14 protein-coding genes are annotated in these 12614 nt (G+C 42.0%); 6 read left to right on the top strand and 8 right to left on the bottom strand.

All coding sequences use genetic code 11. The features are described 5' to 3' along the window. The first annotated feature begins 276 nt into the window (after positions 1-276). The 5 genes from L6494_RS11275 to L6494_RS11255 all read left to right on the top strand — a co-directional run bounded on the left by L6494_RS11275 (position 277) and on the right by L6494_RS11255 (position 5279). Positions 277-606: a hypothetical protein gene (locus tag L6494_RS11275; protein WP_237994826.1), complete on the top strand. Its 330-nt coding sequence runs from the start codon at positions 277-279 to the stop codon at positions 604-606. Positions 607-791: 185 nt separating this feature from the next. After that, positions 792-2960, top strand: coding sequence for a pentapeptide repeat-containing protein (locus L6494_RS11270; protein WP_237994823.1), 2169 nt, complete (start codon positions 792-794; stop codon positions 2958-2960). Between the two features lie 255 nt (positions 2961-3215). Then, positions 3216-3710 carry a hypothetical protein gene (locus L6494_RS11265; protein ID WP_237994821.1) on the top strand — a complete coding sequence of 165 codons (495 nt, stop codon included), beginning with the start codon at positions 3216-3218 and terminating at the stop codon, positions 3708-3710. Between the two features lie 117 nt (positions 3711-3827). Next, on the top strand, positions 3828-4847 hold the full coding sequence (hemB, locus tag L6494_RS11260; RefSeq protein WP_237994819.1) for a porphobilinogen synthase: 1020 nt from the start codon (positions 3828-3830) through the stop codon (positions 4845-4847). Positions 4848-5018: 171 nt separating this feature from the next. Next, on the top strand, positions 5019-5279 hold the full coding sequence (locus L6494_RS11255) for a DUF7219 family protein (protein ID WP_237994817.1): 261 nt from the start codon (positions 5019-5021) through the stop codon (positions 5277-5279). Between the two features lie 10 nt (positions 5280-5289). Here L6494_RS11255 and L6494_RS11250 read toward each other — a convergent pair whose 3' ends face one another. The 6 genes from L6494_RS11250 to tnpA form a co-directional block, all read right to left on the bottom strand. After that, complete coding sequence (locus tag L6494_RS11250) at positions 5290-5493, bottom strand: hypothetical protein (RefSeq protein WP_330911076.1); 204 nt, start codon at positions 5491-5493, stop codon at positions 5290-5292. 215 nt (positions 5494-5708) lie between these two features. Beyond that, complete coding sequence (locus L6494_RS11245; RefSeq protein WP_237994813.1) at positions 5709-6134, bottom strand: type II toxin-antitoxin system VapC family toxin; 426 nt, start codon at positions 6132-6134, stop codon at positions 5709-5711. Next, positions 6124-6360 (bottom strand): hypothetical protein, encoded by a 237-nt coding sequence (locus L6494_RS11240; RefSeq protein ID WP_237994811.1) that lies wholly within the window; start codon positions 6358-6360, stop codon positions 6124-6126. Before L6494_RS11240 ends, L6494_RS11245 begins: the two co-directional genes overlap by 11 nt. Positions 6361-6830: 470 nt before the next feature. Then, positions 6831-7811, bottom strand: coding sequence for a protochlorophyllide reductase (locus tag L6494_RS11235; RefSeq protein ID WP_237994809.1), 981 nt, complete (start codon positions 7809-7811; stop codon positions 6831-6833). A 225-nt stretch (positions 7812-8036) separates the two neighbouring features. Continuing rightward, on the bottom strand, positions 8037-8972 hold the full coding sequence (locus L6494_RS11230; RefSeq protein ID WP_237994807.1) for an alpha/beta fold hydrolase: 936 nt from the start codon (positions 8970-8972) through the stop codon (positions 8037-8039). 291 nt (positions 8973-9263) lie between these two features. Further along, on the bottom strand, positions 9264-9671 hold the full coding sequence (gene tnpA / locus L6494_RS11225; protein WP_237994804.1) for an IS200/IS605 family transposase: 408 nt from the start codon (positions 9669-9671) through the stop codon (positions 9264-9266). Positions 9672-9973: 302 nt separating this feature from the next. Between tnpA and L6494_RS11220 the strand changes: the two genes are divergently transcribed. Then, on the top strand, positions 9974-11104 hold the full coding sequence (locus tag L6494_RS11220) for an RNA-guided endonuclease InsQ/TnpB family protein (RefSeq protein ID WP_330911075.1): 1131 nt from the start codon (positions 9974-9976) through the stop codon (positions 11102-11104). On the opposite strand, the gene L6494_RS11215 is transcribed toward L6494_RS11220, so the two are convergent. After that, entirely contained in the window at positions 11101-11466 is a 366-nt protein-coding gene (locus L6494_RS11215) for a DUF4112 domain-containing protein (RefSeq protein WP_237994802.1), read from the bottom strand. The genes L6494_RS11220 and L6494_RS11215 overlap by 4 nt on opposite strands. Positions 11467-11671: 205 nt before the next feature. Further along, the gene (locus L6494_RS11210) at positions 11672-12607 is read right to left on the bottom strand and encodes a YihY/virulence factor BrkB family protein (RefSeq protein WP_237994800.1); all 936 of its coding nucleotides are present in this window, start codon (positions 12605-12607) and stop codon (positions 11672-11674) included. Between the last annotated feature and the right edge of the window lie 7 nt (positions 12608-12614).

Here is a 12614-nt window from a genome sequence, read left to right as displayed (position 1 = left end):
CAAATAGTTAATTTTACCGACAGAAAAAGGTACTTGACACCAAGACATTAGCTAAAATCACAAACAAAACCACTAACTAATGATGGGGACTGATGCAAGGACGAAAAATCACAAATTTGGGAAAAGGGCGAGGCGGGTACGCCAACTCTACGCTGCAACTCGCAATGCAAAGTAGTAAATTTAACCTAATTTTGAATTTTACTTGCGTGAATTCTCATGAGTATAATTTGGTGGGTTTATTGTTCCATAAAGTGTCTTAGCTGAGGTAAAAAAATCATGAATCCTCAATCAGAAGAAGACTTACAACGTCGCCTCCAACAGTTAGAGGCTGACCTTAATTCTGCATCTCCAAAGTCAGCACCACAACAGACTTCTCCGTTTAGTTGGCTAAATTGGAAACAGCAGTTAGAAAGAGGGAAAATCTGGTTTCAAGGCTTATCAGGGACAAGCAAACTGGTATTTGTAGGCGTTGCAGCCTTATTAGGCTTGTCAATTGTGCAAATGGTGCTGAAACTTGTCGTATCTGCCCTAAGTCTGGCATTGTTAGCCGGCTTAGTGTATGTTGGATACAAATTTTTTGTATCTAGTAACGCGCAAAATAAATAGCCGTTATGTGGGATTGGGGATTGGGGACTGGGGACTGGAATGTAGAAGTTTTTCTCTGTCTCTACTCCTGACTCCCGACTCAGCACAGGCTAAACACCGCGCTACCGCTAACAAAACGCGCTCCGCTAACAGCACTCCCTACTCAGCACTCAAAACTCAGCACTTAAATTAAAGGGAATTATCTAATGGCAACCCCAATTGTTAAAAAAAATCATACTAATCAATCTAACCGCACAAAAAATACAGAAAAAACTAATTCGCTAGTCACAAGGCGGTTTGCGGCTTGGACGGCAGAAATTGCACTTTTACTTGCCAGTGGGTTAGTTCCCTTCGGCTTGGGCGTGTATGCCAATTCTCGCAGCGATATCAATCGAGTCCCACTTAACCCTGTAATAGTAGTAACAGAAAGAGCGATCGCACGTCCTTTGGCATTACCTGCAAGCTATGGCATTCGCAATGTGGCTTGGCCGACTAATTTTTTATGGACAGTAGCTTTATTCGCGCCTACAGTCCTATCTTGGTGGCAATTATATTTACTGGCAAAAACCGGCAGTACCCTACCTAAGCGTTGGTTTGGTGTGCGGGTTGTCAATGAAGAAGGGACACCGCCAGGTTTAGCAGCTGTGTTTGTGCGTGAAGGTATTGGCCGTTTAACTGTGCCTATGTCTATCGCCTACATTCTCTGGCGTTATAGTTTCGCCTTCCCCAATTTAGGATTATTCACTTCCTTAGCAGTATTGATGGTACTAGGTGAAGGTTTAGCCCTACCAGCACGCCGGGGACGCAAAGCATTACACGATTGGCTAGCTGGTACTTATGTCGTTGATGCCCATCGTTCTGTACCCTCAGTAGATGTAGCCAATAATGGACGGAATTTACCTGCTACCAGTAGTCAGACTGCTGCACCAGAGGGAAATGAGGCTTTAGCAACAGCCGCAATGGCCATTACTCCAGACAACAGTAATTTAATATCATTGTGGCGGCGGATGCAGCAAAATCCCAGCCTCACTTTGTTTGGGGTAGCACTCACAAGTATGACGGCGGTGTTGGCTACTTTAATTGGTACACAGGTTTATCTCCAGACTCAGCAAAGCAATCAGGAATCTCAAAAAATCAATAGTCAGCAGTTTTTGGCACTCGTTAAACAATTGAGTCCTGACTCTACGGCTAGCCTGCAAGAACGCCAAAGCTTAATCCTCGCTATGGGTAGTCTCAATGATCAGCAGTCTATCCAGTTTTTGGCGGATATGATGGTGAATGAAACCAACCCCATACTAATAGATACCATCCAGCAAGCACTCATTAGTGTGGGTATTCCTGCGATCGCCGAATTACATAACAAAAATCAGTTTTTAGCTGGCGAATTACAGGCTATCAGCAGTACATCCCCAGAACGGGAAGTAAGACAAAAGCGGTTACAAGTTAACCAGCAAACCGTCAACAAAATTCTCAGTGTTTATAGCGGTCAAACTCAAGGTCTTGATCTCAGCCGCGTCCAACTAGGTCAAAGCGGCACTCCTGGTAGTTCCTTTTTTAACTTGGTTCTCGAAAACACCGATTTATCAGGAATTAAGTTGAAATCGGCAAATCTCAACCAAGCTAGCTTTAAAGGTAGCCGTTTCCGCAGTCCCGGTGAAGATGGACGCTTTGACACTTATGACGATATAGTGTCTGATTTAACCCAAGCTCAGATGAAACAAGCCAATTTCACTGATGCTAACCTCAGCCGTGTCATCATGACTGGTAGCGATTTAAGCCGTGCGACCCTCAACCGGGCTAATTTAGCTAACGCACGTCTAGTTGGTGCTAACCTCAGCAGTGGGCAGTTAGTCGGGGCTGATTTACGCGGTGCAGTTCTAGAAAATGCTAGCCTGACTGGTGCAGACCTAGGAGATGCTAAATTTAAAGATGCCAACTTGTATGGTGCGCGTCTCGGTCGCGTGATTGCGATTGGGACTCAACTATCATTTGCTAACTTAAGTAAAACTGATTGGCAAGCGTCAGACCTATCCGGCGCAGATTTGGAACGGGCTAATCTCAGCAATGCTAACCTAAGTGCGACTCGGATGACGGGGGCAATTTTACGATCTGCCCAGTTAGAAAATGCTAACTTGCAAAATGCCGACTTGAGTCTGGTTGATTTACGAGGAGCAAATGTCACCGGGGCTGATTTCAAAGGGACAATTCTCACCCCCAATAGACAAGACCCAGCAGATCAATTTGTACAAACCCCAGACCTCGGCTCAGTATCTGCGGTAGTTAAAGGCGTAGACTTTTCTCAAGCTAAAAACTTAGATGGTAGGCAACTGGCGTACATTTGTACTCAAGGCGGTCTTCACCCCCGTTGTCCGTAAGTTAGGGGTGTAGAGGAGACAAGGGAGTTAAATCAGTTATCAGTGAACAGTTATCAGTTATCAAGTGACTGATAACTGATGATTCTCAATTCCCAGGAGTTCTTCACTGCGTGACTCTAACGCGTAGCTTGCTTCTTTGGAGGAGTATAATTTTGAATTTTGAATTTAGTTGTCCCCACTAAAAAATCATTTTTGCTATTAGCATAGGTATTAAATTAAACTTAGTAAATCTAAGACGGTGTGAGGAGTTGGGTGATGAAATATATACCTCATTTAGTGGCAGTTTTGGGGACAAGTTCAATATTGAGTTTGGCTATGAACACTCAGCCAGCACAGGCTCAAGTGGCATATGGTAGCTATGTGGGTATAGGGCCTACTGTGGGAATAACCGATAGTATACAAGTTGGCGGGGTGTTGGCTTTTCGCTATAAGCTTTTAGAAGCACCAATTTCTTTTCGCGCTCAAGCTTTAGTCGGTCAGAATACGGCAGTTGTACCTACAGTTTCTTATGATGTGCCTCTGAATTGGCAAACGGATGCTTATTTAGGTGCTGGCTTGGTGTTAACTGGTGGTGATAGTGCTTCTCCTGTGGGTGACAAAATTAGTTTTGCCTTACAACCAGGTGTTGATTACGTTGTTCCTAACAGTAATACTGTACTTTTTGGTAACGCCATTATCGCTTTTGATGCCTACCGTAATGGCGGTGGTGCAGCTGTCTCTGTTCAAGGTGGTGTGGGTTTCCGATTTTAGAGCTTGATTTTCTGATTGTTACTGTTACAGGTGATGCCTAGACAGCAAATTGCCTGTGCTTAGTGAACTTATTTTTATGAGATGATAATCGTTATCAATATCATAAGAGTTTTCATTATGACAGTGCAAGATTCCCTCCTGAAAACAGACATCCTAGTGCATCGTCCTCGTCGTCTGCGGCGCACAGCTGCTTTACGGCGTATGGTGCAAGAGACAACACTGAGTGTTAACGACTTGATTTATCCATTGTTCGTCATGGAGGGGGAAGGGCAAAAAGTCGAGATTTCCTCAATGCCAGGGTGTTACCGTTATACCTTAGATTTATTACTGCAAGAAATACAGCAGGCGTTTGATTTAGGAATTAATGCGATCGCACTTTTTCCGGTAATATCAGAATCACTCAAAGACGAAACTGGAACAGAAAGCTATAACCCAGAGGGCTTGGTACAGCGTACTGTCAAAGCAATTAAACAAGCAGTTCCAGATATTGTAGTAATTACAGATATTGCCCTTGATCCTTTTACTACTCATGGTCATGATGGTTTAGTTGATGACCAGGGGACTATTCTGAATGACCCCACCGTCGAAATATTAGTCAAAATGGCATTGACACAAGCTGAGGCTGGGGCTGATTTTGTTGCACCTTCTGACATGATGGATGGTAGAGTCGGGGCTATTCGTCGAGGGTTAGATGCAGCTGGTTATATTAATGTAGGGATTCTGGCTTATTCTGCAAAGTACGCCTCTGCCTATTATGGGCCTTTCCGAGATGCTTTAGATTCAGCCCCGAAGTTTGGGGATAAAAAGACCTATCAAATGGATGCAGCTAACGCCAGAGAAGCTTTAAAAGAAGTTAGTTTAGATATTGCTGAAGGAGCAGATATTGTCATGGTAAAACCTGCCCTAGCTTATCTGGATATTATTCATCAAATCCGCAACACCACACAATTACCGATTGCTGCCTATAACGTCAGTGGGGAATATGCCATGATTAAAGCTGCTGCACAGATGGGTTGGATAGATGAGAAAAAGATTATTTTAGAAAGCTTAACGAGTATGAAACGAGCCGGTGCTGACTTGATTTTGACCTACTTTGCTAAGGAAGTCGCTCTCATACTCAGTGGCAATCATATCTAGTTATGTAACAAAAGGGTTGATCAAGCCCCGTTGGGGCGGGGTGTGGGGTGTGGGGGGAAGAGAGAGCATCGAACAACCGACACCCTATTGTTGACTCTCCAGAGAATTTTCCCCAATTATCTCATTAGTTGACTATCATTTATTCAATAGTTATCTAGATGGGATGAAGTAATGGCAGATTCCAATCAGTCAGACAAAAACAGATTTCTTCACCCTCATACGCGCTACTACGGTCAGGTGAAGCCAGAAAACCTAGTATTTAATGCCAATCTACAAGAATTTACTCAAAAAGTTGGCTACATTACCAGTTTAGAAACATCTGGTAAGCTTTCCCCCCAAGAGGCTTATCAGCAGATTAAAGCACTTTGGAAACAGTTGAAGCATAGTAAAAAAGAACTAGGGATTGATCAAGAACCACCAACTTCGCCTTAAATTACTTTGACTATGGGCTGATGACTTGAAACTCTTGGGGAGTTAGTGACACCAACATATTGTCACTATCTACTTGGATGAGCCAACGGTTGCTAGCTTTACCCTCTAAGAGTGACTCCCGACTACAAACTACCCCAACTTTGCCGGCTACGTAGGCTGGGCGTAGAATCAAAACTTTGTTTCCTACTTGAATACTTTTGGGAATTTGCAACACTACTCCTACAAATTGTGAATCTGCAACAGTGGACTTATCTTAAACAAAACTACTACTTTTGATAACCTTCTCTTAACCAAAGTGTAGGTGTTAAATATATTTCTAGTTTAATACAAGTTAGGATAACCCCGCTTTCTTAAAGAAAACGGGGTTATAAATCGCAAAATAGCCCTAATTAAACCGTATTGACCCTGCCAATTTTAGATTTTGGATTTTTAAGGGAGACTTTCACGCAGCAAGACGCGGAATCCTACCTGTTGAAAATGCTCGTTGGCAGTCAAAGCTTCAGTAATGCCACAGGATTGCATAACAATAAAAGATACACAATCAATAAATCCCCAGTCTTTATCAGGGCTTTCACAATATAGCTGGAAAGCTCTTTCGTATAATTCCTGAGATAAAGGGACAATTTCTACTTTGGGGTCAGATATTAGAGAATTTAACAGCACGATCGCCTGATGGCGATGGGTTTGTTGGCATAAGACATTGCCAATTTCTAGCATGACTGTTTGTGTTGTAATCAGGTGTGTACCTGCCTCATCTAACAATTTAGCTAAGTTTACAGCTCGCTGATGTAAATAATCCTGAGGTGCGGCTAAGGCAATGGCAAATGATGTATCAAGAAACACTTCAGATTTCATGCAGAAGTTCCTGACCGTACAAATACTTGTCAATGTTAGCAGACAAATCTGGTGGACTATGGAGTTGCAGCGATCGCGCCGTCGCTAAAAAAGACACGGTTTCTTGGGCATTAGATGGTAATATCTCTATGCTTAAGCGTACACGAGTATTAACTGGTAAGGCGATCGCATCTTGAGGATAAAATCCTTTACCATCAAATACAGCCGCAATAAATTTTTCTCCCATATGCTCACATATTCTTGATATCGCTTGTGACATCTATCCTATGCGCTGATCTTGGCAAATGGTATAAATCCAATTCGCAATGGACTAACGTCCCGCTTCGCTAACGCAATTCGCAATGGACTAATGTCCCGCTCCGCTAACGCAATGATGCTCCCGCCCCGTTCCGCTCTAAGCGTTGGCGCAGCCTCTCCGACAGGAGAAGCTATGCCGCAGGCTTTACGCAATTAAACTTCAGCCACCCACAAGAGGTGGTGTTTTTACTTACCTTGAGTGATGCAAAAAACTTCTAGGTTGGGAAGCCACCGCCTTGGACGAGTCTCCCGGCTTGGGGCGAGTGGCGTTTGACGTAAGGAAACCCAACACCAATATCATTCAATATCATTATTGAGTTTCCGAGATCCATGTTGGGTTGCGCTGCGCTTAACCCAACCTACATCTATTACTCATTACTCATTACTCACCACTCATTATTATCTGGCAACAGCTGGCGAACTAACTGGTGCAAGTCCCACTAAATTTTCGCTCAAGTCCCACATCCGCTTGGCTTTAGCATCATCACTAGCTTGGGGAGAAACTTGCTGTACAAATGACTCACGGTCTTTCTTTTGACGATTTCCCCAGCTCCAATACGCGCCAGATTTGCCGTATTCAGGATCAGCCGTTACCATTGCTACCCGTTCGCCTGCTAATTCCTCAGAGACAAAACCGCCGGTAATCCGTCTTTGGAAGATGGGGAAGAGTTTTTGGAATAAAGGATAGTGGTTACGGAATAGTGCTGTGGTTGCTACACATCCAGGATATAGAGAACTAAAGATAATTCCTGTAGATTCATGATATCGGCGATGCAGTTCTCGCATGGTGAGAATATTGCATACTTTGCTATCTTTATAAGCTTTCACGGGTTCAAACTTCTTACCATCAGCCATTGTAATTGGATCTTTGAAGCCCTCAGCAAAACCTCTCAAATCTCCCAAGTCTGGACGGGGTGGAATTTTTCCGCCGAGTTCGTTGGGGTTATGGGTGACAGTTCCTAAAATGACGAGTCTGGGCTGAGAAGATGATTTTTTTAAATCTTCTAACATCAGGTTAGCTAGCAGAAAATGGCCAAGATGATTTGTGGCCATGGTTAATTCATATCCCTCTGGGCTGCGGAGTGGCTCTTTAATTAAAGGCATATAAATTGCCGCGTTGCACACTAAAGCATCCAGGGTTCTACCAGTGGCGCGGAAGTTTTGGACAAAATAACGCACACTTCCTAAAGATGCTAAGTCAAGGGGAATGATGGTGTAGCTACTCTGGGGAATTCCTACGGATTGGGCAACTTTTTGGGTTTTTTCTATATCCCGGCAGGCCATGACTACGTGCCAGTTTCTATCAGCCATAGCTTTGGCGGTGTACAACCCGACCCCCGAAGAGGTCCCTGTAATTACAACTGTTTTGCTTGCTTCCATTATCTTGGGACTTCTCTAACTTGCATTGAGTTTAGTTTTTTTATGTTCTCATACCATGTTTGCCGTCAGCTATCTGTTTTTGGAATACAGGAGGTAGCAGGCAGACGTAAGGAGGTGAAAAGGTAGGAGTTAAGAGGGTTTTATGGCTTAATATTTCTTTGCATAGCTTGTTAATTTTTTTGTTTATTGTCAATTTTTAAAATGCCTCAACATATCGATACATACTTAGAAAAAATTTGTATCTTTGAGAAACTTCAGGATTGACTGATTGACTACTTTTGCCGCACCAGTTGAGGCATCGTGACAGCAGTTATCCAAGATTTGGAATTGGGAATTGGGTAGGGATTGATGTAATTTTTCGCCATGACTAGCCGGAAACCAACTATCGCGATCGCCCCACAAAACTAATGTGGGACAATTAATCTTGTCCAAATTCTCTTGAATTTGAGTGAGCATATTGGGTTTGTTGGCTTGCCAATGCTTAATTTCTCTGGCTGCTATTTGTAATTCTTCTGCCACTTTGACCAGAGTACCAGGCAGTTCAATAAATGGATAAGTAATCCAATAAACATCTTCTTGGGTGAGAATAGAGGGATCAAATAGCACTTTGCGCCTTTCTATGCCCATAACCTCTCGCACTAGCGGCGCAAACAAATAAGCCAAACGTAAATCGTCAATTGCTTGTAATACTTCTATTGGGGTTTGAGCAAGTATTTCCATTGCCCAATGAGGTAGACTTTCAGTAAAAATTGGGGCATTAATTACAATTAACCGTCCTACCAATTGGGGATTTTTTTGAGCTAAAGCTAAGGAAATTAATCCCCCAATTGATTCGCCAACAATGATAGCTGGTTCATCACATAATGCTTGCACAATCCTTTGTAACTCAATCACTTGATGCCCACCTTTCTCACGGCGCAACCAAGGTTTATCAGAAAATCCGAACCCTTTGGCATCAAAACAAATGACTCGAAAATGTTTAGATAATGGAGCTATGCTATAACGCCAATTATAACTCCAACTACCCATGCCATGTAGTAAAAATAGTGGTTTACCTGTACCTCTCTCACCATATGCAATTTGCACAGGATAACCATTAACATCGCTAATAACTACACTTTGCCGCCCTTGGGGAAAAGTTGCTTGCCACCAATCTTTCATCAATGAATGATCTCAAAAATTTTTCATGCCGTTTACAGAAGTCTCATTATTATCACGGCTGAGGTTGATCAGACAATGGTAAGAATAAATTATTTACCTACACTCTACTAACGTGGAATTTTTAACGTAACGCGAAAGTCCCTACCTTCAGCGTTCGCGCTAGCGTTCCGCAGGAAAGCAAGGTAGGGATGAATAGCGGGAAATTACGAAAACCTCTCAAATGTTTTTGTAGTTTGCTTCCCGAAGGGTACGTAGTTGAAATAGTGCGGAGAGGATTTGAGTAATTTCCAATTATTTGTTAGGCACGTCTTGAGATTGTATGTATTGCTTGATTTTTTCAATTGGTGCGCCACTAGTAGAAGCAACATAATATGAACTCGACCAAAAAACAGGTTTTCTATAAAAAGTAGATAAATGTTCTGAAAATTCTTTCTGAATAATTCGGCTAGAAGCCGATTTTAAGCTCCCTACAAGAGAAGATAGATTGTTATCTGGATGAAAATCAATTAGCAGATGAACATGGTCTACTTCTCCTGAAAACTCAATTAGTCTGCATTTGGTTTTTATGCAAACATTAGCAAATATTTCTTGTAACCGTTTCAGTATTGGTGCAGTTATTGTTTTACGTCTGTATTTAGTCACAAATACAAAGTGTAGGTGAACAGAGAAAACCGAATGAGAACCTTTTCTGGCAACCACTTGACAAGCCTGTAGATCAACTGTAATATCATAGAACAAAACATATATAGGAGGCAAATAAATCAGTGGCTACGAGGAAGATGACTTTTCGGCTATACCCAAATAAGCAAATAGAGCAGTCTTTACGGTATCACCGAAAATTACATAAAGACCTCTATAATGCCGCAGTTTATAATCGTTTTATTCAATATCAAAAGTTCAATCATTCTGTTAGTTATTTCGAGCAACAGAATTGTTTACCCGCATTCAAGGAAGTTTGGACAGAGTATAAAGAAATAAATTCCTAAGCGTTACAAGCAACCTTGAAGCGTGTAGACTATGCCTTTGAACGCTGGTTTAAAGGATTAGGTAAACGTCCTAAATACAAATCAATTCGGCATTATTCAGGTTGGACTTATCCAGCGAAAAGCGGATACTCAGTAGAATCCAATGGTGCAAATGGTTATTTGAACTTGTCTAAAATTGGACGTATTCAGATGCGGGGTCAAGCTAAGTATTGGGGAAATCCAACTACTTGCATAATTGTTTACCGTAACGGTAAATGGTACGCATCTATTACAGTTGATGTTTTAGACCAAGTTCTTCAGCCAGATATTTTACCAACTGGTGCTGTTGGAATAGATTTAGGATGTAAGTCAGCACTCTCAATTACTGATGGTGAGAATCATCAACAAATTGAAGCACCAAAATTTTTGAGGAATGCCGAACATCTAATCAAAAAGGCTTCTAAGGATAAAAGACGAAAACAAGCACCAAATAGAAAGAAAAAAATCAAAGCCTCTAGAAGATGGAAGAAAGCCCAAAACAAAGTTAGTAAACTAACTCGTAAAGTTGCCAACCAACGTCAAAATTGGGTTCATCAGGTAGCAGTAGAAATAATTAGCTGTAATAGCTTCATTGCCACCGAAAAGCTAGAGGTCAAGAATATGTCTAGTAAAGCTAAGAAAGGTAAGCGCAAAAAGCAAAAAGCAGGTTTGAATAAGTCAATACTGGATGTTGGTTTTGGAATACTTCGTAGCACTATCAAGTACAAAGTTGAGCAAATTGGTGGTGTATTTGTAGAAGTTCCAACCAAAAAAGTCAAGCCTAGCCAAACTTGTCCTAAATGCGGTCATCAGCACAAGAAAACACTCGATATTAGAGTTCACGAGTGTAGTGTTTGTAGGTATGTGCAGGATCGAGACATTGCTGCTGCCGAAGTTATGCTTTATTGGGCTAAAGGTAATCTACCGGAGTCGGGAACTGGCTTCGTAGTCGCAGAGTCGCCTAGCTCTACCGCATCTACTAGCAAGTGTAAGCAAGCTGGATCGATGCGGCAACTAGGGGCGAAGAAGCGACAAAAATCTCAAAGTAACTTTGCTAAAAACGGGTTAGAGGGCGTAGAAACCTCTCGCTCAAGCGTTCGCGCAGCGTCACGAAGTGAAGCCAGCTAGAGGTAGTTCATGTGTTGTTCTATTAACTTAATATTATACTCATTAGCTGTCCAAGCAAAATCAAAAATATCACCCAAAACAGGGATACTACCTACTAAACTATCAATAATAATATTCACAACCATCTTACTTAAAGTTTTTTTAGGAATCCCCAGTCTTGCTGCTTCCACGACAATGTAACTAGCAAGTAAAAGACCTAAAACATCACCACCAACTGGTATAAATCCGATAATTGGATCTAAACCAACGGCAATTGGTGTACCGGGAATAGCAATAACTTTATCTAAAAGGCGACTCACTTGACGTAGACGCTTTAAAGTTGCTGCTTGAGCATTATAGTCAACAGGAGAAGCATGGGGCATTATAGGCCACTCACTTGTAATTAAATTGTCCAACATTCTACTGCTATCTGGCTATTTTGCAATGGCTGGCTGTGATATTTGTTACGATGTCTAAAAAGCCTAGATTCTTCCTTTCAGTTCCTTCCCTTCGCTCAGGACTCCAGTCAGAATGACATTTTTACACCCCTTCCGACTTTTCAAACAACCTCTAACGTCTCTACAAGAGTTAGGAGTCAATATTTCTTCCTACCTCCTGGGGAAAATTAACGTCTTTTGCCGAATTTTTAGGCAATTTAGAGCGAATATCTTCACCGACAGTTACATTTAATTGATCGCCTATTAATAAAACAGCCGCACTCATCCACAGCCACAGCATTAAAACGATTACTGTGCCGACTGCACCATAAACTTTGTTATAGTTACCGAAATTCGCGACATATTGCCGAAATAAAGCAGACAAAATTGCCCAAAACACGGCTGCAATCATTGCCCCTGGAATTATTGGTGTGCCTGATTTCCAAACGCTAGTCCCGTAGCGGTAAATAAAGCTAAATGCTGTAGCCACAATACCTAAAGCTAAAGGCCAGCGCAACAATTTCCAGATATACAGTAAGAAAATTAAAGATGAGTTACCACTGACTACAAATCCCAAGAGTAAGTCACTGAGAAATACTAAGAAAGAAGCTAATACCAGTAGCAAAATTGTGCCTACCGTCAATCCTAATGAGATGATTTTGGCTTTCCAAAAGGGACGAGTTTTTTCTGGTGGGATTTGATGAATTTGATCAAAGGCTGTCATGGCAGTGCTTACAGCCCCTGATGCTGTCCAAAGGGCAATGACGAAACTCAAAGAAAATAACCCACTATTCTTAGAGTGGGCAATTTCTTGGCTAGCAAAGTCTTTAATCAATGTCATTGCTTCTTCTGGCGCGACTTGACTGACTTGTTCAGCTAGTTGCTTGAAGGTGTTTTGCAACGATTCTTCCAGTAAACCAATGGCTGTGAGGACTGCCAATATTGCCGGAAACAAAGATAACATCGCATTAAAGGCAATTTCTGAAGCCAGTCCTAAGAGTCGTCTTTTGATGGTTCTAGCAATGGTTTTTTTGAATGTACGCCAATTTAGATGCCGAAAGAAGCTGACAAAGCGAGGCTGTGGCATTATCTTC

Origin of the sequence: Nostoc sp. UHCC 0870, assembly GCF_022063185.1 — a bacterium.
In the GTDB taxonomy this organism is placed as follows: domain Bacteria; phylum Cyanobacteriota; class Cyanobacteriia; order Cyanobacteriales; family Nostocaceae; genus Trichormus.
This window is presented reverse-complemented; position numbering and strand designations above follow the sequence as displayed.